Raw genomic sequence first — 24,449 nt, forward strand, 5'->3', positions numbered from 1 at the left:
TATTACTTCCTCATGATATAATATAAAGATTAAACTGTTTCGAATATATTAAATACTCCTAGTTGCTTCGTTATTTATGCAATTAACAATATTTTTCATACCAATATTTGAAAAACTCTAAAATCCAGCCAGAATTTACAACTTGCTCTGATATCTAACCAAGTAAATCAGAGCATTCTTTCGATCAAGAAGTGTTTTAGACCATTACTTATCTGACGTTTATACTTTCTAATTATAACAACATCCAGCTTCAGTCAATACTGGTATATTTTTCTCAATCCTGAAATCCGGCATTTCTATATCCAGGTACTAAAAGACATGGAATAAGCGGATTGCAGAAATCACGCATAAATATAAAATGTATATATGTGCGCAAGACCCATAAGCTATATCTGTCAATTTACGGGGGTTTCGACTCATCATAAAATAATTTTCCGGGATTTCAAGATCCATAGTGCATTGGAAATCAACTCACTAAAAGTTCTCAACATTTTAGGCAATCCACCTTGTTGACTACTTGTTTTTCTAAATAATCGGATGACAGGTCTTCTTTCAGACCATATGCTCATCAACTTATTTTGCAAATAAAAAAAGCTACCAAAAACTGGTAGCTTGACTATCATAGCATATTATATGCCTTAGATTCAACGCTTTGCGTCTTCAACTTTCGTTAAATTTGCCATTTCATATCATTCTATATTGAAATTCTAAAAGATGTTTTGATTTTAACATAAGCATATATTAATTGTCAATGAATTGCATGTAAAATCTATATCCTATTTTAAATTCATGTAAAGCATGACAATTAGGTTAAAGATATACGTTATATGTTACTAATTTCTTCTCCACAATCTCCTCAAACCGTTCATTATAAGTCCTCACGTCCTTAACCGTAAAGACCTTTCTGATATTATCGGTAACTGGATCATAGAGGTTTCCCGTTGCTCCGGCTCCGATACCGATAGTAGACTGGCATTCAGCCATCATCAGAATATTATAAATCCCTTCATGTCCCGGCTTCGCATACCCCGTATTCTCACTGTTATCTCTGGTGTATTTTAAACGATACAGATAATAGGGTTCAAAACCTTCACCACTTAGACGGCTCTTCACCGCCTGATAAAAGCCTTCACCATAGCCCTCTTTAACGACAATCCCGTTTTGATCTTTGATTCTGGAGCCCTTTTTAATCGATAGATTATGGATCGTTATATTTTCTGGTGCAAGTGCAATAACAGCGTCCAGTGATCGTAAAAAATCATCCGGTGTTTCATTTCCCAATCCCACAATCAGATCCATGTTCAAGGTTTTAAAGCCGAAGGATTTGACGAGTGCTACCTGTTTCTCGATCAGTCCGGCTTCCCATGGTCTTCCCACACTTTGCAACGTTTGCGGATTCATCGATTGGGGATTGAGACAAAGCCGCTCCACGCCATGATCTTTTGCAACCTTTAGCTTATCTCGGTTAATGGTTTCTGGTCGCCCTGCTTCTAAGGTATATTCTCTGAGATGGGATAAATCAAGGGATTCTTCCAACGATGACATCAGCGCATCCAACTGAATGGCGCTTAACACCGTCGGCGTTCCACCACCAATATATAAAGTATCAATCCGTAAATCTGAAGCGCTTAGTATTTCGCCAGTTTTTTTTATTTCAACAAGCAAATGATCAAAGTACTGTTCAAGATTTTCACCCTTTTTGTCGACGATCGTGGATACAAAGGAGCAATAATCGCATTTGGACGGACAAAGCGGAATCCCCACATATAGACTAATCAGGTGAGAATTTGCACACCCTTGTACAGCGGGAATAAAATCAGCTTGTTTTTTTGCAATCCGCATCAATAAGTCCGTGCGGTCACGACTGACCCGATAGTATTTTCTGAATCGATTGTTGATTTCTGTTGGACTCCACCCTTGTTTTACATACTTTTGCACCATTTTAACGGGTTTGATTCCTGTTAATGTTCCCCACTGCAGCTGCCTGTCAAAATACTCAGATAAAAAATCATAAAGAAACCCCTTGTAAATACTATTTTCAAGAGGATCATCACTGTTATTAACTTGAAAGGCCCGAGTTAATGTTTTTCCATCGTCCCATGTCAGGGTCAGAATGACTTGATTCCCCCGCTTTCTTTGAGATAATACACCATCAGCAGCTCCCGATACGACGTTTTTTACGCCTGGGTCAAAGGCCTGATATAATTCGTGGAAATAATACTCCAATTCCGGTCGTTCTAAATCAAAGCGAAGTACTCTCATCGGCTCTCTAAAAACGCCCCTTTAAAAAAGGATTGTTCGTTTTTTCGTACCCAATGGTCGTATTCTCGCCATGTCCCGGCAATACAGTGGTTGCATCGTCCAGAACAAACAATTTTGATTTAATTCCATTTAGCAATTCATTCAAATCACCATCGGCAAAGTCAGTCCGACCAATGGAGGTATTAAAAAGGGTATCTCCGGCAAAAAGCTGATCCTCTGCCAGAAGACAGATACCGCCCTTTGAGTGGCCTGGTGTATGAATCACCCGGAAAGCAATATTACCTAAGGTAATGGTCTCATTTTCATTTAAAAAACCATCAGCCGGTTCCAATATCATCGACATGCCTGCCAGAACCGAAAGGTTACGTCGCGGATCAATAAGACAATCAGCATCATTTTCATGAATGAGAACCTTGGCACCGGTTAACTTTTTAATCTGATTGACACCACCAAGATGGTCAAAATGACCGTGAGTCAGCAAAATATAATTCACCTTCAGTTTGTTTTCATTAATGATATCAGATATCCGCTGATCCTCAAACCCGGGATCAATGACTGCTGCTTCCAACGTTTTTTCATCCCAGACCACATAGCAGTTCGTTCCCATCTGTCCCAGGGATTTTTTTATTACTTTCATCTGTTTCTCCCTAATTTATCTAAAATTTCTTTTCACTGTCAAGTAACAAAGTTACCGGCCCGTCATTGACGATTAAGACTTCCATTTCGGCCTGAAAAACACCGGTTTCAATTTTCTTTATTGGCTGATCTTTCAATTTATCAACAAAAATAGCATATTTTTTCTCGGCCTGGTCCACTGGGCCACTTCGGGTAAAGCCTGGGCGCCGCCCTTTTCGACAGTCACCATAAAGGGTGAACTGAGAAACCAGCAAAAGTTCCCCATCCACATCAAGAATGGACCGATTCATTTTTCCATCAGCATCTTCAAATATTCTCAGGTTGACCAGTTTATTAATAATATAGTCCATATCGGTTTCGGTATCGTCTTCTTTAATTCCGAGAAGTACATTGAGTCCTTCGGCAATTTTTCCCACCGACTCATTACCAATCCGTACTTCTGAAGCGGATACCCGCTGTATGACTGCCCGCATAACGTCTCCTTATACTCGGTAAATCTGGATAATTTCTTTTATTTTGTTTAAATTTTTAATTAATAAATTTAGTTCCCGACGGCTTTTAACTTCAAGGGTGGCTGAAAAAAAGTCGTATTCATTTTTTTCATTTTTGGCATTGAGCGCGGTCACGGGTATGCCCATATCGAGAAAAGTCTTTGAAATCTGGATGATCGTTCCAGGGGATTCCTTAGCTTTGATGTGAATTTCTGCTGTAAAAGAACCCGTACTGTATTTATTCCATTCCACTTCCACAATCCGATTGGGATCGGTAAGGTTTAAAACATTAGAACAATCCGCTCGATGAACAGAAATACCCCGCCCTTTAGTAATGTACCCAACTATTTTATCGCCGGGCACCGGATTACAGCATTTAGCAAAATGAACATCAATTTCATTATGTCCGGCAACAATGACGGTGCTACTGGTTTTCTTGGCATCCTTGGTGGGCTTTTTTAAAACAATTTCTTCAACTTCTTCAGGAAATTCCTTGGGAAAAAGCAGTTTCATTTTCTGAAAAACAGTTCCAATTTTTATCCCATTATAACCAATGGCAGCATAAAAATCATTGAGGTTTTTAAAACTGCATTTTTCAGCCAGAAGTTCCAGGTTATTCAAGTTCAAAAGATTAGAGTGTTGCAACCCCTCACGCTTGATTTCCCGTTCCAGAATACTTCGACCCTTTTGCACATTTTCGTCTTTTTCTTCTTTTTTAAAATACTGCTTAATTTTATTCCGGGCGTGGGCACTTTTGACAAAGGTCAACCAGTCCCGACTGGGGCCGTTGGAATTTTTAGAAGTCATGACTTCGACGATGTCCCCGCTTTTTAAAGGGCTGTTCAGTGGCACAATTTTATTGTTTACCCGAGCCCCGACGCAGCTGTTTCCGATATCACTATGAATCCGATAGGCAAAATCTAGGGGACATGATCCCGCCGGCAACGGAACCACCGCACCTTTGGGTGAAAAAACATAGACCTCTTCGTTTAGCAGATCCACCTTGATGGTTTCCACTAGTTCCCCGGCGTCTTCCGAATCACGCTGGAGTTCAAGCATTTGGCGCAGCCAGGACATCTGTACTTCATACTTGTTGTCCTTGGCATCCATTCGGCCTTCTTTATACTTCCAGTGAGCGGCAATCCCATACTCTGCGGTTTCATGCATTTCTCTGGTGCGAATCTGAATTTCAAAGGGCTCCCCTTTGGGGCCCATAACCGTTGTATGAATGGATTGATAGAGATTGGGTTTAGGCATCGCAATATAGTCTTTAAACCGTCCCGGAATCGGCGTCCATTGAGAATGAACCACTCCCAGGACGCCATAACAATCTTTTAATGAATCCACAATAACCCGAACTGCAATCAGATCATAGATTTCATCAAAGCTGCGGTTCTGATTCTTCATTTTTCGATAGATGCTATAAAAATGTTTAGATCGTCCGTAAATTTCAGCATGCGTGCCGACTTTATCAATTTCTTTAGCTAAAACATCAATTACATCAGCAATATAAGCTTCCCGGGCACTTTTTTTAATTTTAATTTTCTGAACCAGATCATAATATCCCTCTGGGTCCAGATACTTTAGTGCTAAATCTTCAAGCTCCCACTTGATCGTAGAAATTCCCAGCCGATTTGCCAAGGGTGCATAAATATCAAGCGTTTCTTTGGCTTTTTCAAGCTGCTTTGCTTCGCGCATGTATTCCAGGGTCCGCATATTATGTAGCCGGTCAACCAGCTTGATTAGAATAACCCGAATATCTTTCGACATCGCCAGAATCATTTTGCGAAGGTTTTCGGCCTGACTTTCCTCTTTGGATTGAAAACCAATCCGTCCAATTTTTGTGACACCTTCGACCAAATCTGCAATATCTTCATTAAACTCTTCCTTGATATAATCATAGGAATAGATGGTATCTTCAATTACATCATGTAAAATGGCAGCAACAATTGTTTCTGTATCCATTTGCATTTCAGCTAGAATGTAAGCAACAGAAACCGGATGAATTACATAGTCCTCTCCAGACAAACGTTTCTGATCTTTATGGGCTTCCCTAGCCAGGTCATAGGCCTTATTGATCATATCCGTTTCGGCATCTGGATTGTTAGCTTTTACCAGGTTTATTACATTGTCAATTTTTCCTTTTACTGCGTCATTATCCATATCGTTTCTGCCTTTTTAATTAATGAGTACTTTTAGTAGGGGTAGGTCACAATCGAGTGTACAAAATAATTCTTAAGCAGCTCGCGGCCGCCTAAATCTGTCAGTTCAATCAGCGTAATAATACCTGAAATTTCCCCACCCAGATTTTCGATCAGTTTAGTCGCCGCCATCATGGTTCCGCCGGTGGCCAATAAATCATCGACGATGATAATCCGGTCTCCCGGCTTGATGGCATTTTTTTGCATCTCCACAACATTTGATCCGTATTCCAAATCATAGGCTTCTGATGAAATTTCACCAGGTAATTTACCTGGTTTTCTTATCGGCACCAGACCCGCTCCGATTAAATAAGCCAGTGGCGTGCCAAAGATATAGCCCCTGGCTTCTGGAATTACGATGATGTTTGCATCCAGAGCTTTTGCAACCTTAGCCATCTCGTCAATGACATACTGAAAAGCCTTGGGGTTTAAAATCAGGCTGTTAATATCCTTAAAGCTAATGCCTTCTTTTGGAAAATCTTCATAAATGCCAATATTCTCTTTTAGATCCATCTTAAATCTCCCTTATCGTTCACTAATCATTTTTTTTAATTTTATCATTAGTTTCGTGTTTTGAATATCCTTTTTTTTCCTTGTTTCTATTATTTTGGAAAAAAGCAAACCATCCTTAAATCCATACGCAATCAACCCGACTTCCCTTAATACTTCACATGCCATTAAAAAATGAAATGGCGATAGGTCAGGATTCTTTTTTGAGTAAACGGATATCCCACTTCCTGACGCATTACCAAGGATAAGATAAACGTGTTTGACCGTCTCTCGCAGTAAATGCAAATCTCCAGGATTAATGTTATCCGTTGCCAAGTCAATTAAAGCTCCTGGATTTTCTGATTGGACAATCGCTTTTACTAAACGCTTGGCCGTTTCCAAATTCCAGATGGGATTCAACCTGATGTCTTTTACCAACAATTGCAGGGTTTTATTTCCCCGATATTCATTTGCGTCTAAACGACATAACAATTCCACGCCCTGATAACCAGTCAGCGCTAAATCCGGCTGCGTGCGATAAAAATCACCAAACCCAAAACCAACGCCCTTGATATCATTTCTCAAGCTCAAACGTAAATGATTAGCTTCCTTCCCCATGGTTCCCATTGAAATAATGTCTGGCTTGTCAATGACAAACTGTACCCCGGGATTACCAAGACCGCAGGGTTCAAAACGAGAACAGACTTCAAAAAGTTCCCAGGTGATTTCATCTTCACTGATAATGGCATCATAGGGAATTTTTCTGATCAGGTGCTTTTTTATTCCAACAGACTCCCCGTAATTTTTGATTTTTTCAATCATTGTTCCAATATTTTGTGCTTTAATACTAAAACCAGCAGCTTGATCATGGCCGCCGTAACTGCTGAAATATTCGCCACAGGACTTAAGCGCCTCAAAAATATTAAACCCTTCAACACTGCGACACGATGCCTTCCCAATACCATCAACGACGCTGATAACGATCACCGGGCGATAGTATTTCTCCTGAATCCGGCTGGCTACAATACCAATCACCCCGGAGTGCCAGTTCTCACCCACAACGATCATGATATCATCCTTATTCAACTCCTGCGATTCGACTAGCACAAGGGCGTCCGCCAGGATAGCCAGCTCCAAATCCTGACGTTTACGATTCTCCTCACTTAAAAACTTAGCCAATTCCATCAGCTTTACCGGGTCGCTTCCGGTGAGTAAATCAACAATGTGATGTGCTTCACCTAAACGGCCGGCGGCATTAATCTTAGGACCCAAAACAAATCCAAAATGCCAGGCCTTTAACTGCGTCAATTCACTGGCTTCTATGAGTGCTCGAATGCCAGGATTTCTAGGACTAGAGTTTAAATACGCTAGTCCCAGAAAAACCAAGCTTCGATTCTCGTTCTGAAGCGGAACCAGATCAGCAACGGTGGCCAAAGCCACACACTCTACAGCATTCTGTAAATCCAGATCGACGTTTAACCGGATACTTATTGCTTGGGCCAGCTTAAAGGCCACACCAGCACCACATAATTCTTTAAAGGGATAGTTTGAACCGGGCACCTTGGGGTTAATGATTCCAAGTGCTGCCGGAAGCGTCCCATGACACTCATGATGATCGGTAATGATCACGTCCATTTTATGTTGATTGCAGAATTCGACTTGATCGTTGGCCGTAATGCCGTTATCGATCGTAATCAGCAGGCCTACCCCCTCGTCAACTAATGTCTGCAATGGCGTCGTATGAAGTCCATAACCTGTAATCAACCGATTAGGAATAAAATAGGTGACATTAAATCCATTGCTCTTAAGAAAGTGAAGCAGAATCGATACTCCCGTTGTGCCATCGGCGTCATAATCACCATAGAGACATATCTTTTCATTGGCTTCCTGCGCTTTTACAATCCGCTTTACAACTTTTTCCATATCATTAAAAAGAAACGGATCATGCAAATCATCATGAGAGGGATTGAGGTAACGTTTGGTTTGTAGAATCGAGTCCATCCCACGATTAATGAGTATTTCGGCAGCACGGCTTCCCAAATCCAAATTTTGCATTAACTGCTTTTTTAAACTTTCATAGTCTGATGGATTTAAATGACTGTTTTTATTTTTCCTCAATATCCATTTGGTTTTATCTGACATCTTTACCTCGAGACTGAATCCAAAATAAACTTCCTGAATTCTTTAACACCTAAAACGAAAGCGTCAGGGAGTTGCCTCCATGACGCCAAATCATTCTTAAATCACGTTTGTTATCTTTTTTGTAACACTAGTTTTTGAGCGCTGTTTTCTTGCTTGCCTGAAATTCTTTGACCTTACACCAAAGCGTACTGGCAACAAAGATCGACGAATAGGTTCCGCTTACAATCCCTACCATTAACGGTAATGCAAAATCCTGTACTGCCGGGACCCCAAAGACATACAAGGCGCCGATCGCCAGTAAGGTAGTAAATGACGTATTGATACTTCGTTGTAGCGTTTGAGATACACTGGTATCAACTAAGTTAGCGAAATCATATTTGCCGAATTTGGGACGGTTTTCCCGGATTCGGTCAAATACAACAATGGTATCATTGATGGAATAACCCAAAATCGTTAACAAGGCTGCGATTAATGGCGAATTGACTTGAATCTGGAAGATCGAGTAAACACCCAACACGATGATCAGATCATGGATTAAGGCAACCACTGCTGCTAGTCCAAACATAAATTCAAAACGAAAGGTAATGTATACCAGCATCAGTAAAACCGCGACAACAGCAGCAATCATGGCACTGTTGGCCATCTCCGCACCGATTGAAGGGCTCACTGTATCAATCGATAACAAGTCGGTATCCTCTAAATTGTATTTTTCCTGAAACTTAGCAAATAATGCCTGTCGGTCATCAGTTGATAAGTCTTTTTTAGTGGAAATAATCACCTGAGTTTTGGCTTCACCGGCATAGGTCACATCGGCACTTGAGTCATACTCTTCAATCAATGCCTTGGCATCACTGGTTTCAAAGGGTGTATTAAGTTCAATGGTTACAATGGTTCCGCCAATAAAGTCAATGCCGAAATTTAGTCCATTGATAAATAGCGAACCGATACTGATGGCAATAAGTATCAATGAGAAGGCAAACCATATTTTGCTTTTTTCTACTACTTGAATGTTCTTTTTCATTATGGTCTCCTTTCTATATTCCGTAAAACGTATTGCTTTTAAACAATTCCGTTTTTACAAGTAAAATAATCAGTTGCTTGGTAATCACAACGGCGGTAAACATACTCACCAGTATTCCTAAAATCAAGGTGACGGCAAATCCCTGGACACTCCCACTTCCTAAAAAGAAGAGGACAAAACCGGCAATTAATGTGGTCACATTTGAATCCAGAATCGTTTTAAACGCTCTTGAAAAACCATTGTCAATCGCTGTCAGCAAGGATTTCCCTAATCGTGCCTCTTCTTTGATTCGCTCAAAAATAATAACATTGGCATCTACTGCCATCCCAATGGTGAGAATCAGACCAGCAATACCCGGCAGTGTCAAAGTGACATTGAGAGCTGTCAAAATAATCATAAAAAAGATGATAAAGATAACCAGTGCCAGATCGGCAATAATTCCCAGACCACGGTAAAAAACGAGCATAAAGATGAGTACCAGGCCAATTCCGATCATCCCGGCATAAATGCTTTTATCGAGGGAATTCTGACCTAAGGTTGGTCCCACTGTTCTTACTTCAATGGGTACCAGTTTGACTGGCAGGGCCCCGCCACGAATGAGTGAGGCCAGATTTCCCGCTTCATCGATGTTTCCAATGCCTTCAATCACAGCTTCTCCGTTAGTAATTGCCACGTTAACCGTTGGTGACGAAATAATTTCGTCATCCAGTTTAATCTTAATCGCCTGTCCAATGTATTTTTGGGTGGCATCAGCAAAAAGCTTTGTACCTTCATCGCTGAATTTTAAGGTAACAACCGCTTTTTCTAAGCCTGAACTATCTGTTTGCATAACACCCTTGGAATCAACAACGTCTTTCCCAGTTAGGATAACGGTTTCGTCAGGTCCCACAAATTCCAACTGGGCTGTTTTTCCGATGAGTGTCAGTGCTTCTTCCTGATCACTAACTGATGGAATCGAAACCCGGATCCGGTTATCACCCTGTTTGGTGATCGTTGGTTCTGAAACGCCCAGGGTATCAATTCGCTGCCGAATCGTTAGCATGGCGGACTCAATTTTTTCTGCCGTCACTGGGTCATCATCCGTTGCTTCAGCTTCCAAGACTACATTTACCCCGCCGGTTAAATCCAAGCCGTAGTTGATATTATTGCCAACATTACCGATGTCATAAACACCCACTGACACCCCACTAAAGAGTATATATCCCACTAACGCAATAAACAGTGTAATCAGGATCAATTGAATGCCGCTTTTTCTCTTATTATTTGATTTTTGCTTACTCATGTGCTTTCCTCCTTTGTTTTTAATTTATCATTGCATAATCGATGCAACTGACTTGATTCGGCTTAAAACCTCATCTTTTCCCAATACATCCATAATTAAAGTCAGATCCGGTCCATGCATTTCCCCTGTGATCATGATCCGGGCTGGCATAAAGAGCATCTTTCCTTTTATTTTTTCTTCTTTTTGAATTTCTTTGAGCATCGCTTTTCCTCGGGCGGCGTCCAGTACTTCGGTCGCCTCGATTTTAGCAATAAGGGCTTCATAAAGGCGTTTTGACGATTCTTCGTGTAATAATGCCAGCGCTTCCTCGTCCTCAATGATAAAATCATTTTTAAAGATCAATTCCAGTTCCTGAGGTGCCTGGGCAAAATATTCAATCCGATCTCTTAAAATCTGTGCAACCTTGAATAGCCATTCCTGTTTTGCTGCTACTTCTTCCTGAGTAATCACCGCGGCATCGACTAAAAAAGGCGTCAGATGACTAACCAGCGCTTCGATTGGTAATTCTTTGATATAATGGGCATTCATCCAGTTGAGCTTGGCCCGATCAAAAACAGCTCCAGATTTATTGATTCGTGAAAGATCAAACGCCTCGATCAATTCCGCCATGGAAAATATTTCTTGTTCATTCTCCGGACTCCAACCAAGTAATGCCAGAAAATTAACCAACGCTTCCGGCAAATACCCTTTCGCCAAAAAATCACCTACTGATACGTCACCCTGGCGTTTGCTAAGCTTTTTACGGTCATCATTTAAGATATTGGGCAAATGAACAAATTTGGGCGGTTCCCAGCCAAAACATTCATAAAGATAGGTGTGTTTTGGTGTTGATGGCAACCACTCCTCTCCCCGAATAACGTGGGTAATCGCCATCAGATGATCATCAACGACGACCGCCATGTGATAGGTCGGGAATCCATCTGCTTTTAGCAGCACCTGATCATCCAAGTCGTTGGTATTCATCTCAATGACTCCCCTAACCATATCATCAAAGGTAATTACATGGTTTTCCGGTAATTTCAATCGGACGGTGTAGGGTAGCCCCGCTTCAAGCTTAGATGTGATTTCCGCTTTTGATAATTCTCGACATTTGCCATCGTACTTAGGGGTTTCGCCCTTTTCCTTTTGGCTATTTCTGACCTCATCCAACCGATCTTTAGTACAGAAACAATAATAAGCTTGTCCCTGATCCAGGAGTATCTCAATATATTTTTTGTAGATATCCAGGCGTTGCGACTGAATATAAGGGCCATGCTGACCTTTTTGAATGACCTTATGATGTTCTTTTATTAAGCCTTCATCGGGAATTACACCAGTCATGTTCAGTGCATCCAGTAAATTATCCACCGCACCTTGTTCTAACCGTGTTTGATCGGTATCTTCAAGACGAAGCAGAAATTCTCCGTCCATTTTTTTCGCATATAAATAGTTGTACAGTGCTGTCCGTAGGCTTCCAACATGAACATTCCCTGTTGGGCTCGGTGCAAAGCGATCTCGTATCATTTTTCCTCCATGTTTAACTAAAATAAATATAAAAAGTTCTTTAACTTAATTATTATAACACTTAATCTGCAATTATTCATGCCTTTTTTAGGATTAGTTGGGCATTTCGCATAAGATTTTTTTTACCCCGCCATCCACTTGCTGTTTTTCCATAACGAATTTTATAGTCCCTGTTCGTCAACATCAGAATTTCTGACAGCGGTGGCGAGGCGGTCTCTGCTTCAATCCAAAAGGCTTTCTCCCGCGTTTTCTTCAGGTCCTGGTTGTAGGGACACACCTGCTGGCAAAGATCACATCCATAGAGATAGGTGCTGATCCGGTTTTCTTCATCGGGTGTAAGGGATTTCTTTTGCGTAAGATATGAAATACATCTTGACGGATCCAGGCTGAAGCCTTCGCCGAGGGCTTGATTGGGGCAAACATCCAGGCAGCGTCGACAAGTACCACAGCCATTTTCAACCAATTGGGGTTTTGTAAAGGTAATGTAAGTATCCACCAGTATTTGTCCGATAAAGAAAAACGAACCGAAATGGTGATTGATCAGACAATTGTTTTTACCGAAAAAGCCCAAACCGGCACGGTAAGCCGATCCCCGATCAACTAACGGACTATTATCAACAAACACCTGATAATTCATCGGTAATTCTCCTGAATTTTGCCGTTCATCGTTTATGGCTTGCATCAATTCATTCATTTTTCGCCTCAACACCCGATGATAATCTTCTCCCCAGCTAACTGAAGCAAAATGACCACGCAGTTGACCATCCACGATTCCCTCAAAGGTCTGATAGTTATTGACACCGATAACAATCCCCGCTTTTGCAAACGGATAGGCGCTGCGATAATCAATCCTTTCAATGGGCACTCCCCCCTCAAAACCAGTGGATAATCCAGCCTGGTGACGCTTGAGCAAATGAGGTAGACATTCTGTTAGCGGTTCCACCGCAAAAAAACCAACAAGATCGATTTCGAGTTGTTTTGCCAAACACCGAATTTTTTCTTCAGTCATCGTTTACCTCATTTCTAATCACCGCAGAACTGGAAAAAGCTTCCTGCTAATAGGAAGCTTTTTCCAAGACAACAACGCAAAGTTCAGATCAGTTCGATCATTCTAACGTAGTCATCTGCTTGTATCCCATCAGGAAGCCCTTTTTTACTTTAAGACCTTTTCAATGTGTTCCCAAACTTCTTCCTTACCCAGCTTTGTTTCTGCTGAAAAAAGAATCACTTCCCGGGAACTTCTCAGATTCAATGATTTGGCAATATGGCTAAGTGATTTTTTTTGATTAGTTTTTGATATTTTATCCGCCTTGGTGCCGATAATCATGGGATTAAGACCGTAATGGACCAACCATTCATACATCAGCAAATCGTCTTCGGAAGGATCATGCCGGGAGTCAATAAGCTGAAAAATCATTGCGACATTTTCTCTGTTTCTTAAGTATTTCTCAATCATTTTTCCCCATTTTTCCCGTTCCGTTTTTGAAGCTTTGGCATAGCCGTATCCGGGCATATCGACAAAGTGAAACCGGTCATTAATCCGATAGAAATTCATGGTTTGGGTTTTTCCCGGTTGAGAGCTGGTTCGTGCCAGTCTGCGACGTTCAATCAAGGTGTTAACAAAGGTTGACTTTCCAACATTTGAACGCCCCAGCAGCACTATTTCTGGTAGATTGTCATCCGGGTACTGAGCTTCCGCCACAGCACTGATGACAATCTCTGCTTTTGTTACTTTCATTACGTTCTCCATTTCCTGGGAGTCTGGTCAATCTCTTTATTGTAACTGTTTAAAGACGATTTTTGTAACCTCGCTCATTTTTGAAACAGACTGAATATGTAAAGCCTCCAAAACGACATTTGGGACATCTTCCAGATCTTTTTCATTTTCTTTTGGTAAAATAATTTCTTTGATTCCGGCGCGATGGGCGGCTGTCAATTTTTCCCGCAGTCCACCAATTGGCAGAACTCGACCGCTCAGAGTTATTTCCCCGGTCATCGCTAAATTTTGCGGCACTGGCGTATTGGTCAGTGATGAAATCAGGGCTGTCGTAACGGTGATCCCTGCCGATGGACCATCCTTAGGGACGGCACCCTCTGGCACATGGAGATGAATATCTTTTTTAGAGTAAAAATCTGACTCGATCCCCAACACCGCAGCCTGAGAACGAATGTAACTAATGCCCGCTTTGACAGATTCTTTCATGACATCACCAAGCTGACCGGTAATTTCAATCTTTCCAGTCCCATCGACAACAATCACTTCAATTTGCAGGGTATCGCCACCAACTGGTGTCCAGGCTAAACCATTGACCAGACCGACTTCTTTTTTGTCACCAACGGTATCAAAGGAGTAACGATGCTTTCCTAAGAATTTTTCCAGGTTCTTCTGGGTAATGCTGATACTTTTTTTCTTATGCTCAACAATTTCTTTGGCGGCGACCCGACAAACCTGGGCAATTTTTCGCTCCAGTTCCCGGACACCGGACTCTCTGGTGTAATACTCAATGGTATTTTTAATCACCGCTTCACTAAATTTACAGGTCGATTTTTTTAACCCATGAATTTCTAATTGTTTTGGAATTAGATAACGCTGCGCTATTTCTACTTTTTCACTTTCAACATAGCCGTTTACTTCAATGATTTCCATACGATCCAGTAGTGGCCTGGGAATACTTGATAACGAATTGGCCGTTGTCAAGAAAAGTACCTGGGATAAGTCAAAAGGCAGTTCCAGATAGTGATCGGTAAAGGTATTATTTTGCTCTGGATCTAACACTTCTAAAAGTGCTGAGGCCGGGTCACCATTGAAATCCTGTCCCAACTTATCAATCTCATCCAGTAAAAACAGTGGATTCCGGGTTCCGCATTTTTTAATGTTGTAAAGAATCCGTCCGGGAATAGCACCAATATAGGTTCGTCGATGACCTCGTATTTCAGCTTCATCCCGCATCCCGCCCAATGACATCCGAACATATTCACGGTTAAGTGCCCGGGCAATAGATTTTGCGATCGATGTTTTACCCACTCCAGGTGGTCCCACCAGACAGATTATTGGTGATTTCAAGCTTTTTGAAAGCTGGAGCACTGAGATATACTCCAGTATTCGCTCCTTTACCTTTTTTAAGGCGTAATGATCTTCATCCAATATTTTTCTGGCAATTGAAACATCGATGGTTTCTTCGGTTAATGTATTCCAGGGAAGATCGAGTATCCATTCCACATAAGTCTGAATTAACCCCGCTTCAGAAGAACCCTGTGGTACTTTATTTAATCGGTTAAGCTCTCCTAAAACCTTATCCCGAACCTCATCGGCAACATCCAGGGCGGCCAATCGTTCCCGATAAACATCCAGTTCATTTTGAACGTCGCCTTCTCCTAATTCATTTTGAATCACTTTTATCTGTTCCCGAAGATAATACTCCCGCTGGTGCTTATACATTTCACTGCGAACTTTTTCGTCGATATTGTGTTCAATCTTAATCATTTCCACTTCTTCGACTAGAATTTCATAAGTCAGCACCAATCGTTTATTCACATCGGTTTCCTGGATCAGTCGCTGGCTATCTTCCAGATCTAAAAACAAATTGGCGCCGATAATATCAATCAGCTGATCGGGATCATCCAAGGAATCCATTGCCAGAATCAGATCGGTAGCGACCTTCCGGGTCACATTCATATAATTGGCAAACGACTCTCGAATCATTCGGACTAATGTGCGATTCTCTTTTGTATCATAGTACACCGAACGAACCGGTCTGGTGGTAACTAGAAAATAGGGATCCAAGCTTTCAAATTCGACAATTTCCCGTCTTTCCTGAACTTCAACCAGAACTCTGACAAGATTATCTGGCATTTTAAGCAATTGTTTGACCTTGACTCTGCAACCAATACGATAAAAGTCATCCGGGTTGATATCTTCTTTGATGACTTCCTTTTGGGTGACTAAAAATGCCATCTGGTCCCGCTCCATCGCAGCTTCTAACGCTTTGACAGACTTTTCTCGGCCCACATCAAAATGAACCACCATACCTGGAAACACACTCATTCCCCGTAGCGGTATGAGTGGCAGGGTTTCTTTTTCCTGAACAAATAGCTCCGGTTCAGTCAGACCGATCGGGTCAGTATTTTCTTCCGGAATTTCTTTTTTTTCGATACTCAAATTAATCAACTCCTTACCGCTTTTATTATAATAGTATTTTACTATTTCTGATAAGCCAAACTTTAAAAAAAGCCGCGCAAAATTTCAAATACACGGTATTAAATACCAAAGAGTAGTTGGTCTTTTGAACGGCCCTATAATAAATCTAAGATACTACATCATTTTTATTAGTTTTGCTATCATTTTTTTGTCCTAAAATCATAATCGGTTCAACTTGTTTCTCAACCACTTCTTTAGTGATGATTACTTTTTCAATATTTTCATTGGAAGGTACTTCAAACATAATATCGAGCATAATATTCTCGATGATCCCCCGAAGACCTCTGGCACCAGTTTTGGTATCCATGGCTTTTTTGGCAATCGCTACCAGGGCATCCTGATGGAATTCCAACTCAACCCCTTCGATTCGAAACATTTTAATATATTGTTTTACCAATGCGTTTCGCGGTTCTGTGAGTATTTGAATCAATGACTCTTCATCCAGGTGTTCAAGTGAGGCGATCACCGGGATTCGTCCAATAAACTCTGGAATCAGTCCATACTTTAGCAGATCCTGGGGTTGTACAGAACTTAGATTATCATCTTCGATTTTTTCTTTGGAACTGCGAATATCTGCTCCAAAGCCCATCGAACTTTTTTCCGTTCGCTGTTCAATGACCTTGTCCATGCCATCAAATGCCCCACCACAAATAAATAAAATATTATTGGTATTAATCTGGATAAAATCCTGATGGGGATGTTTACGTCCACCTTGAGGCGGAACATTAGCCACTGTGCCCTCTAATATTTTTAAAAGTGCCTGTTGAACACCCTCACCACTAACATCTCGAGTGATCGAAGGATTATCACCTTTTCTGGCAATTTTATCGATCTCATCGATGTAAATAATACCTTTTTCAGCCTTGGCAACATCAAAATTAGCGGCCTGAAGAAGTTTTAACAAAATGTTTTCCACATCCTCACCAACGTAGCCCGCTTCAGTTAACGAGGTGGCATCAGCAATTGCAAAAGGAACATTTAAAACCCGAGCCAGTGTTTGGGCTAAAAGGGTTTTTCCAGATCCAGTAGGTCCAATTAAAAGAATATTACTTTTTTGCAATTCTACTTCCGCATCATTTTCGTCCATCGCGGTAATCCGCTTGTAGTGATTGTAAACAGCCACTGCCAGCGCTCGCTTGGCGCGATTTTGAGCAATCACATACTCACTCAATTTTTGCTTGATCTCTTTCGGTTTGGGAACATCGTCAAAGACAATGTCTTCAGGCATACTGTCCACATCCATGATTTCTTCACAGAGTTCAATACATTCATTGCAAATATAGACGCCTGGTCCTGCAACCATCCGTTTTACCTGAGATTGGCTTTTACCACAAAAGGAACATCGCGCATTTTCGATGCTATCTTCATTTCTTGCCATTTTTAAGCCTCCTATCTCGACACAATGATCTCATCAATCAATCCGTAGGCCTTGGCTTCGTCAGGATCCATAAAATTATCGCGATCAGTATCTTTAGCAATAGTTTCCAGGGGTTGCCCGGTCTGCTCGCTAAGTATTAAATTTAGTTTTTCTCGTGTTTTGATCAGACGTTTTGCATAAATTTCCACATCCGTACTTTGACCCTGGGCACCCCCAAGAGGTTGATGAATCATAATCTCACTATTTGGCAGGGAAAAGCGCTTTCCTTTTTCACCGGCCGCCAATAAAAACGCCCCCATCGATGCCGCCAAACCCACACAAATAGTGGAAACATTACAGCGGATATAGTTCATCGTATCGTAGATGGCAAGCCCCGCTGTAACTGACCCGCCGGGACTGTTGATGTAGATTTGAATATCTTTTTCAGCATTATCTGCTTCTAAGAAAATCAATTGTCCAACAATCAGCGACGACAGATTTTCGTTTATTTCGCCATTTAAAAAGATAATCCGTTCTTTTAACAACCTTGAAAACAGATCATATGATCGTTCGCCCCGGCCTGTCTGTTCAACGACCATGGGTACTAGATTGTTAGAAATTAATGATTGAGTTGTTTTACTTGTTAGCATGAATATATTTTCCTGCTTTCTTATTTATTACTCAGAAATATTAGTAGTAGCTACATCTACCAGCATTTCCACTGTCTTTCTTCTAATAATGTTTGCCTTGATATAGTCTAGCATTCTTTCCTGAAGGCCTTTTTTATAGTCTTCAAAGTCATGACCATAGGCATCTGCAAACACTTTTATTTCTTCATCCATTTCTTCATCAGTTGCTTCTAACGCTTCTATTTCACCAATTTTCGAAAGAATCAATTCGGTTTTTATATTTCTTTCCGCATCTTCTTTCAGATTTTCTCTAAACTCATCGCGATTAACATTGGTAAATTTAAAATAGTCATCTAACGAAATTCCCTGTTGTTTCATTTGCGATTCAAAGTTTTGCAGATTATTGTCCACTTCTTCTTCAATCATTAAATAAGGAACATCAATTTCGGCATTTTCGACGGCAAAATTAACCGCTGCTATTTCTGCCGCTTTTCTTAGTTCGGCAGTCTTAGCGTCTTTCAAACGTGCTTCAACATCTGCTTTGAGTTCATCCAACGTGTCAAATTCGCTGGTATCTTTGGCGAAATCGTCATCGAGTTCCGGCAATTCTTTTTCTTTGATTCCCTTGACTGCTACTTTAAACACTACCGCTTGACCTTTAAGGTTTTCAGCATGGTATTCATCCGGGAAGGTCACATTAACGGTTGTTTCTTCACCGATTTGGACGCCAATTAATTGCTCTTCAAAACCTGGAATAAAGGCACCACTACCAATAACCAGCTCATGATCGGTATCTTTACCGCCAATAAATGGCTCATCATTTAAAAATCCTTCATAATCAATGGTTACTGTTGCACCATCTTTGACTTCGCCGGTTTCTAAGGTAACCAAGCGAGCATTTTGATCTTGCATTTTAGCAAGTTCTTCAGCCATCTCTTCGGCGGTAATCACAGCTTCTAAAGAATCCACTTCAGCGCCTTTGTATTCACCCAATTTAATCTCAGGTTTAACACCAACCTTAACAATAAAAGTAGCACCTTCTTCTTCACTGATCTTTTCAATATTCTCAAGATCAGGGCGGGTTACCGGTTTAATTTCAGTTTCTTCCAATGCACTGGTATAAGCTGGCGCAAAGGCAAAATCGATGGCATCTTCCATAAATACATTTTTACCATAATAGGATTCAATTACCTGTTTAGGAACTTTTCCTTTTCTGAATCCTGGAACTGAAAAACGTTTTTTATTTTTATCATAGGACTTTTTGACAGCCTGTGAGTATTCCTCCGGACTAATTTCAATTTTTAAGGTGGCGATATTTTTTTCAATACTTTCTACTGTAGCACTCATGTTATCCTCCGTATCTTTCACTATAAATTATATTCACATTCAATTTTAACAGTATATCATAGGTATATTTCCATATCAAGGATGAAAATCAAGGTGTTTAAGAAATATTATCGGTGTATGCAGTCAATTTTATTAAAGATGAAGCACCTCATTAAAAAACTGCCTCGATAGAGACAGTTTTTTCGCTCAGCCGCCTAAGTAAGCTTGCTGAACTTCCGGGTTGACCAGCAGATCTCTGGCATTACCAGAAAGTTTGATATATCCGGTTTCCAGAACATAAGCGCGATTGGCAATATGCAAAGCTTTGTTAGCATTCTGTTCCACCAACAATACGGTCGTTCCGGCATCATTAACTGTTTGGATCATATTAAATATCTCATCAACAAGCAGCGGAGCCAATCCCATTGACGGCTCATCCAGAAGAATCAGTTTGGGTCGCGTCATCAAAGCCCGGCCCATCGCTAACATTTGCTGTTCGCCACCACTTAAGGTTCCGGCAATTTGTTTAATGCGCTCTTTTAGCCGTGGAAAATTCAGAAATATTTTTTCCATATCCTCCTGGATCGAAATCTTATCTTTCCTGATATAGGCGCCCATCTGAAGATTCTCCAAAACCGTCATTTCGGCAAAAATTCGTCGTCCTTCCGGAACATGAGCGATTCCCATCATTGGTATCTGATGGGCCGGTACCTTGTTGAGATTCTCTCCTTCAAAGGATACCATCCCTTCGCTGGGTTTTAATAGTCCCGAAATAGTCTGTAGAATGGTGGTTTTACCGGCGCCGTTGGCTCCGATAAGGGTAACAATCTCACCTTCATTCACCTCAAAACTAATGCCTTTAATGGCATGAATTTTCCCGTAGTGTACATTTAAATCTTTTACTTTAAGCATCTGCGGCCTCCTAATCACCTAAATAAGCACGAATAACATCAGGGTTGTTCTTGATTTCATCCGGAGTGCCTTCGGCAATCGTTTTGCCATAATCCACGACAATGATTCGTTCACAAATCCCCATCACCAACTTCATATCATGTTCAATAAGCAAAACGGTAATATCAAATTTATTTCTAATAAAGTGGATGGTTTCCATCAGTTCGGTCGTTTCATTGGGGTTCATTCCCGCCGCTGGTTCATCTAACATCAATACTTTTGGATCAGAAGCCAAGGCTCTGGCTATTTCAAGCTTTCGCTGCTGTCCATAGGGCAGGTTTTTAGCCAATGTATCGGCATACTCACCCATATCAAAGATATCAAGCAACTTCATACATTCTTCTTGAGCTTTTTTTTCTTCCACCCAGAATTTTTTGGTTCTGAACATTCCCTGAATCATATTGTAATCGATAAAATTGTGATAGGCTATCTTTACATTTTCGACTGCTGTCAAATCTTTAAACAAACGGATATTCTGAAAGGTTCGACTCGCACCCAGTTTGACGATTTCGTGGGCCGACTTTTTAATAATACTTTGATCATTTAGAAAAATCTCGCCCACAGTTGGCACATAAACTCCAGTGAGCATATTGAAGATGGTCGTTTTCCCAGCGCCATTGGGTCCGATCAGGCCAACCAGTTCGTTGGCGCTCAGATCGAGATTAAACTGATCAACGGCAGTTAAACCGCCAAATTGCATGGTTATATTTTTTGCTGATAAAACGGTCATGATGCTTCACCTCCGTCAATAGAATTCTTAACCTTTTTTCGTTGGATCAGTGATTCAATAAAAGCTGTTAGTGAGAATTCAGATCGTCCAAAAATTCCCTGTGGCCGGAAAATCATCATGATAATCAAGACTAGCGAATAAATTAGTAGCCGATACTCGGAAAAACTGCGAAGCATTTCCGGTAATACTGTCAAAACAATAGCTGAAATAATCGAGCCGGTGAGGCTTCCCAGTCCTCCTAAAACGACAATCACAAACATTTCAATGGAGAACATGAAGCCAAACTTACTGGGCTCCAAAAAAGATTGGTAGTGCGCATACAAGGCACCGCCAATTCCGGCAAAAAACGCTGCCAACGAAAATCCCAATACCTTATATCGCGTTGTGGGAATTCCTGCCGCTTCGGCAGCAATCTCGTCTTCCCGAATCGATATAATCGCTCGCCCCTGTTTGGATCGTCCCAAAGTGAAGATCAGAATGGCGACCAGAATTGTAATCCAATAAACATTATGAAAATTAACCAGTCTGGTAATCCCTTTTAAACCGGCCGCCCCACCAGTTGGTCCGAAATTGATAAAAAAGATTCGAATGATTTCAGAAAAACCAATCGTAACAATGCCAAGGTAGTCACCGCGCAACCGCAATGTTGGTGTCCCGATAAGGAAGCCAAAAATACCGGCTACAACACCACCAACTATCATGGCCAAAATAAGAATAAATAGCTTTGGCAATGGCAGGCCGCTATCGACCAGAGCCATCGAAAAAACGGCCGATGCATAAGCACCAATGGCCATAAAACCGGCGTGTCCTAAAGCCATTTCTCCTAAAAAACCGGCAACAATATTCAAACTCATCGCCATGATAATCATAATGCAGGTCATAATAGCAATTCCGACAAAATAATTATTCATGGTTTTCGTTTGAATTAACACAAAGAATACGAGATAGGTGGCAACAATGGCGATTGTATTAATTAAATATGCTTTTTTCTTATTGTGATCCATTGTCTATACCTTCTCTCTTGTATTTTTACCCAGAATACCGGTGGGTTTGAAAAGCAGTACAATGATCAAAATAGCAAAGACGATGGCATCTGCCCAGGTTGTCGAAAGATAGGCTTTTGTCAAGGTCTCGACCATCCCAATGATAAACCCACCTAACATTGCTCCGGGTATGATTCCGATACCGCCTAAAACAGCCGCGATAAATGCTTTTAGACCAGGCATAACACCCATCGTCGGGTAAACCTGAATATACGCGACACTAAAAAGAACCCCCCCCAATGCGCCAAGCGCAGAACCCACAGCAAAGGTGAGTGAAATGGTCCGATTAACGTTAATACCCATCAGAATCGCAGCATCCTTGTCTTCTGATACGGCACGCATGGCACGACCCTGTTTCGTTTTTCGGATATAGAGATCCAACAAAACCATAAAAAACAATGACAAACCTATGGTAATCAGAGTGGTTGAACTGATTTCGATTTCACCTAATTTATAAATCGTTTCAGGAAAAATCTTGGGCATAACCTTTGGGTCCGGCTTAAAAATAATCAGTGCCAGATTCTGTAAAAACAGACTTACACCAATGGCTGTAATCAGGGCTGATAGTCTGGGCGCATTTCTAAGTGGCCGGTAGGCAACGAATTCGATCGTCACACCAATAATGGCCATAATAACCATTGAAGATAAAAGAACCGCCCAAACCGGCAATTGAAAACTGGTAGCGGCAATGAATGCAAAATACGCACCGAACATCATGATTTCACCATGGGCAAAGTTGATAAGTTTTATAATGCCGTATACCATGGTATAACCGATTGCGATGAGCGCATAGATACTCCCTACGTTTAGCCCGTTAATCAGCTGTTGCAGAAATAAATTCACGATGTATCCTCCTTTGTAGAATAACATATGTAGAATAACATAAAATGGATATAGAAGAGATGTGTCTCTCCTATATCCCTTTTGTTTAGTGTAATAATAAATTTATTAAAGACTAGTTATTAACCACTGTGGAATCAAATTTTAATTGACCGTCGTCAATTTTAATAATGGTAACTTCTTTGTCTTTGGGATTGCCTTCTTCATCAAACTTTAAGGTTCCAGTAACACCAGCATGATCAGTGGCATTTAATGCTGTGATAATGCCTGCCGCCTCTGTTGCTCCCGCCGCAGTAATTGCTTCTACCATGGTATAAACAGCATCATAACCTAAAGCTGCAAACGAGTTTGGCACTTTATTATACTCTGCTTTGTAGGCCGTAATAAAGTTCTGAACGGTTTCTGAGGGTGAATCGGCTGCATAATGATTTGTGAAGTAATTTCCCTGCGCGGCATCAGCATACTCTTCCTGTACGCCATCCCAACCATCCGCTCCGACAAATTTTGCGGTAATGCCCATTTCTTTAGCTTTTTGAAGAATAGGACCAACTGTTTGAACATAATCTGGAACAAACACAACATCCGGATTCATTTCCTTGATCTTTGTTAATTGAGCACTAAAATCTTTATCCGCTGTTCCATAAGATTCGCTGCCGGCAATGGTACCGCCTTTGGCAGTAAATGCAGCCTTAAATGCTTCTGAAACACCTTCTGAATAGGGATTACCAGTTCCAATTAATAAAGCTGCTGTTTTGGCGCCTAATGTTGTCGCTGAGAAGTTTGCCGCAGCTTGTCCCTGATAATCGTCCAGGAAGCATGCTCTAAACACATTTGGCGCTTCTTGCGTTACTTCAACCGCCGTAGCAGTTGGCGATAATACTGGCATATTATCCTGTACCATGATATCTTTCATTGCTAAGGTCTCACCACTTAAGGTTCCCCCAATTACAGCAACAACACCATCCTGGTCTCTTAATCGGTTGTAGGCATTGATCGCTTCGGTTTGATCAGCTTTTGAATCATAAGCAACCAATTCGACGTTTTTCCCATCAATACCACCAGCCGCATTGATTTCCGCTACGGCTAATTGGGCCCCCTCTTCAGCTGAGCTCCCGTAGATGGCCGCATCGCCAGTCATTGGTCCAATAAAACCAAGCTTGACAACATCTGCGTCTGCACTACCACCGGATGTAGAACAACCTGCAAATGCAAAAATAGAAGCGGTGAACATCATTACGAGTAAAACACTAATCACTCTTTTCTTCATTTTTTCCTCCTTTTTCTTTTCAATGATTATTTATAGTGATTATCATAAACCATTCTTAAGAAAAACACAAGAAATAATTGA

Annotated in this window: 20 protein-coding genes and 1 riboswitch; all 20 genes read right to left on the minus strand. The window is 41.1% G+C overall.

What is annotated here, in order from left to right; all coding sequences use genetic code 11:
• Positions 1 to 603 precede the first annotated feature (603 nt).
• Positions 604 to 691: riboswitch (cyclic di-GMP riboswitch) on the minus strand.
• 119 nt (positions 692 to 810) lie between these two features.
• The gene (gene hemZ / locus ACIZ62_RS11025; protein WP_414150167.1) at positions 811 to 2,262 is read right to left on the minus strand and encodes a coproporphyrinogen dehydrogenase HemZ; all 1,452 of its coding nucleotides are present in this window, start codon (positions 2,260 to 2,262) and stop codon (positions 811 to 813) included.
• 7 nt (positions 2,263 to 2,269) lie between these two features.
• Positions 2,270 to 2,899 carry an MBL fold metallo-hydrolase gene (locus ACIZ62_RS11030; protein WP_111886601.1) on the minus strand — a complete coding sequence of 210 codons (630 nt, stop codon included), beginning with the start codon at positions 2,897 to 2,899 and terminating at the stop codon, positions 2,270 to 2,272.
• A gap of 19 nt (positions 2,900 to 2,918) precedes the next feature.
• Positions 2,919 to 3,371 carry a D-aminoacyl-tRNA deacylase gene (gene dtd / locus ACIZ62_RS11035; RefSeq protein WP_111886600.1) on the minus strand — a complete coding sequence of 151 codons (453 nt, stop codon included), beginning with the start codon at positions 3,369 to 3,371 and terminating at the stop codon, positions 2,919 to 2,921.
• Positions 3,372 to 3,380: 9 nt separating this feature from the next.
• Entirely contained in the window at positions 3,381 to 5,552 is a 2,172-nt protein-coding gene (locus ACIZ62_RS11040) for a bifunctional (p)ppGpp synthetase/guanosine-3',5'-bis(diphosphate) 3'-pyrophosphohydrolase (protein WP_322518983.1), read from the minus strand.
• Positions 5,553 to 5,584: 32 nt separating this feature from the next.
• Entirely contained in the window at positions 5,585 to 6,103 is a 519-nt protein-coding gene (locus tag ACIZ62_RS11045; RefSeq protein WP_111886598.1) for an adenine phosphoribosyltransferase, read from the minus strand.
• Positions 6,104 to 6,115: 12 nt separating this feature from the next.
• The gene (gene recJ / locus ACIZ62_RS11050; protein ID WP_111886597.1) at positions 6,116 to 8,221 is read right to left on the minus strand and encodes a single-stranded-DNA-specific exonuclease RecJ; all 2,106 of its coding nucleotides are present in this window, start codon (positions 8,219 to 8,221) and stop codon (positions 6,116 to 6,118) included.
• 127 nt (positions 8,222 to 8,348) lie between these two features.
• Positions 8,349 to 9,242 (minus strand): protein translocase subunit SecF, encoded by an 894-nt coding sequence (secF, locus tag ACIZ62_RS11055; RefSeq protein ID WP_111886596.1) that lies wholly within the window; start codon positions 9,240 to 9,242, stop codon positions 8,349 to 8,351.
• Positions 9,243 to 9,255: 13 nt separating this feature from the next.
• Positions 9,256 to 10,524: a protein translocase subunit SecD gene (gene secD, locus ACIZ62_RS11060; protein WP_111886595.1), complete on the minus strand. Its 1,269-nt coding sequence runs from the start codon at positions 10,522 to 10,524 to the stop codon at positions 9,256 to 9,258.
• Positions 10,525 to 10,551: 27 nt separating this feature from the next.
• Positions 10,552 to 12,027: a glutamate--tRNA ligase gene (gltX, locus tag ACIZ62_RS11065; protein WP_111886594.1), complete on the minus strand. Its 1,476-nt coding sequence runs from the start codon at positions 12,025 to 12,027 to the stop codon at positions 10,552 to 10,554.
• Positions 12,028 to 12,103: 76 nt separating this feature from the next.
• On the minus strand, positions 12,104 to 13,036 hold the full coding sequence (queG, locus tag ACIZ62_RS11070; RefSeq protein WP_111886593.1) for a tRNA epoxyqueuosine(34) reductase QueG: 933 nt from the start codon (positions 13,034 to 13,036) through the stop codon (positions 12,104 to 12,106).
• 144 nt (positions 13,037 to 13,180) lie between these two features.
• Positions 13,181 to 13,765 (minus strand): ribosome biogenesis GTP-binding protein YihA/YsxC, encoded by a 585-nt coding sequence (gene yihA / locus ACIZ62_RS11075; protein ID WP_111886592.1) that lies wholly within the window; start codon positions 13,763 to 13,765, stop codon positions 13,181 to 13,183.
• 36 nt (positions 13,766 to 13,801) lie between these two features.
• Positions 13,802 to 16,186, minus strand: coding sequence for an endopeptidase La (gene lon, locus ACIZ62_RS11080; protein ID WP_111886591.1), 2,385 nt, complete (start codon positions 16,184 to 16,186; stop codon positions 13,802 to 13,804).
• 145 nt (positions 16,187 to 16,331) lie between these two features.
• On the minus strand, positions 16,332 to 17,603 hold the full coding sequence (gene clpX / locus ACIZ62_RS11085; protein WP_111886590.1) for an ATP-dependent Clp protease ATP-binding subunit ClpX: 1,272 nt from the start codon (positions 17,601 to 17,603) through the stop codon (positions 16,332 to 16,334).
• Between the two features lie 11 nt (positions 17,604 to 17,614).
• Positions 17,615 to 18,232, minus strand: a complete 618-nt coding sequence (gene clpP / locus ACIZ62_RS11090) for an ATP-dependent Clp endopeptidase proteolytic subunit ClpP (protein WP_111886589.1) — start codon at positions 18,230 to 18,232, stop codon at positions 17,615 to 17,617.
• 27 nt (positions 18,233 to 18,259) lie between these two features.
• Positions 18,260 to 19,558: a trigger factor gene (tig, locus tag ACIZ62_RS11095; RefSeq protein ID WP_242988562.1), complete on the minus strand. Its 1,299-nt coding sequence runs from the start codon at positions 19,556 to 19,558 to the stop codon at positions 18,260 to 18,262.
• Between the two features lie 186 nt (positions 19,559 to 19,744).
• Positions 19,745 to 20,449 carry an ABC transporter ATP-binding protein gene (locus ACIZ62_RS11100; RefSeq protein ID WP_111886587.1) on the minus strand — a complete coding sequence of 235 codons (705 nt, stop codon included), beginning with the start codon at positions 20,447 to 20,449 and terminating at the stop codon, positions 19,745 to 19,747.
• A 10-nt stretch (positions 20,450 to 20,459) separates the two neighbouring features.
• On the minus strand, positions 20,460 to 21,218 hold the full coding sequence (locus ACIZ62_RS11105) for an ABC transporter ATP-binding protein (RefSeq protein WP_111886586.1): 759 nt from the start codon (positions 21,216 to 21,218) through the stop codon (positions 20,460 to 20,462).
• Complete coding sequence (locus tag ACIZ62_RS11110; RefSeq protein ID WP_111886585.1) at positions 21,215 to 22,222, minus strand: branched-chain amino acid ABC transporter permease; 1,008 nt, start codon at positions 22,220 to 22,222, stop codon at positions 21,215 to 21,217. Before ACIZ62_RS11110 ends, ACIZ62_RS11105 begins: the two co-directional genes overlap by 4 nt.
• A gap of 3 nt (positions 22,223 to 22,225) precedes the next feature.
• Positions 22,226 to 23,131: a branched-chain amino acid ABC transporter permease gene (locus ACIZ62_RS11115; RefSeq protein ID WP_111886584.1), complete on the minus strand. Its 906-nt coding sequence runs from the start codon at positions 23,129 to 23,131 to the stop codon at positions 22,226 to 22,228.
• A gap of 85 nt (positions 23,132 to 23,216) precedes the next feature.
• On the minus strand, positions 23,217 to 24,368 hold the full coding sequence (locus ACIZ62_RS11120) for an ABC transporter substrate-binding protein (protein WP_242988561.1): 1,152 nt from the start codon (positions 24,366 to 24,368) through the stop codon (positions 23,217 to 23,219).
• Positions 24,369 to 24,449 lie beyond the last annotated feature (81 nt).

The sequence above is a fragment of the Acetobacterium carbinolicum genome, assembly GCF_047456275.1.
In the GTDB taxonomy this organism is placed as follows: domain Bacteria; phylum Bacillota; class Clostridia; order Eubacteriales; family Eubacteriaceae; genus Acetobacterium; species Acetobacterium carbinolicum.

Coding starts and splice junctions, on each gene's coding strand:
- hemZ (WP_414150167.1), bottom strand. CDS start 2,262: ATGAGAGTACTTCGCTTTGATTTAGAACGACCGGAATTGGAGTATTAT.
- ACIZ62_RS11030 (WP_111886601.1), bottom strand. CDS start 2,899: ATGAAAGTAATAAAAAAATCCCTGGGACAGATGGGAACGAACTGCTAT.
- dtd (WP_111886600.1), bottom strand. CDS start 3,371: ATGCGGGCAGTCATACAGCGGGTATCCGCTTCAGAAGTACGGATTGGT.
- ACIZ62_RS11040 (WP_322518983.1), bottom strand. CDS start 5,552: ATGGATAATGACGCAGTAAAAGGAAAAATTGACAATGTAATAAACCTG.
- ACIZ62_RS11045 (WP_111886598.1), bottom strand. CDS start 6,103: ATGGATCTAAAAGAGAATATTGGCATTTATGAAGATTTTCCAAAAGAA.
- recJ (WP_111886597.1), bottom strand. CDS start 8,221: ATGTCAGATAAAACCAAATGGATATTGAGGAAAAATAAAAACAGTCAT.
- secF (WP_111886596.1), bottom strand. CDS start 9,242: ATGAAAAAGAACATTCAAGTAGTAGAAAAAAGCAAAATATGGTTTGCC.
- secD (WP_111886595.1), bottom strand. CDS start 10,524: ATGAGTAAGCAAAAATCAAATAATAAGAGAAAAAGCGGCATTCAATTG.
- gltX (WP_111886594.1), bottom strand. CDS start 12,027: ATGATACGAGATCGCTTTGCACCGAGCCCAACAGGGAATGTTCATGTT.
- queG (WP_111886593.1), bottom strand. CDS start 13,036: ATGACTGAAGAAAAAATTCGGTGTTTGGCAAAACAACTCGAAATCGAT.
- yihA (WP_111886592.1), bottom strand. CDS start 13,765: ATGAAAGTAACAAAAGCAGAGATTGTCATCAGTGCTGTGGCGGAAGCT.
- clpX (WP_111886590.1), bottom strand. CDS start 17,603: ATGGCAAGAAATGAAGATAGCATCGAAAATGCGCGATGTTCCTTTTGT.
- clpP (WP_111886589.1), bottom strand. CDS start 18,232: ATGCTAACAAGTAAAACAACTCAATCATTAATTTCTAACAATCTAGTA.
- tig (WP_242988562.1), bottom strand. CDS start 19,558: ATGAGTGCTACAGTAGAAAGTATTGAAAAAAATATCGCCACCTTAAAA.
- ACIZ62_RS11100 (WP_111886587.1), bottom strand. CDS start 20,449: ATGCTTAAAGTAAAAGATTTAAATGTACACTACGGGAAAATTCATGCC.
- ACIZ62_RS11105 (WP_111886586.1), bottom strand. CDS start 21,218: ATGACCGTTTTATCAGCAAAAAATATAACCATGCAATTTGGCGGTTTA.
- ACIZ62_RS11110 (WP_111886585.1), bottom strand. CDS start 22,222: ATGGATCACAATAAGAAAAAAGCATATTTAATTAATACAATCGCCATT.
- ACIZ62_RS11115 (WP_111886584.1), bottom strand. CDS start 23,131: ATGTTATTCTACAAAGGAGGATACATCGTGAATTTATTTCTGCAACAG.
- ACIZ62_RS11120 (WP_242988561.1), bottom strand. CDS start 24,368: ATGAAGAAAAGAGTGATTAGTGTTTTACTCGTAATGATGTTCACCGCT.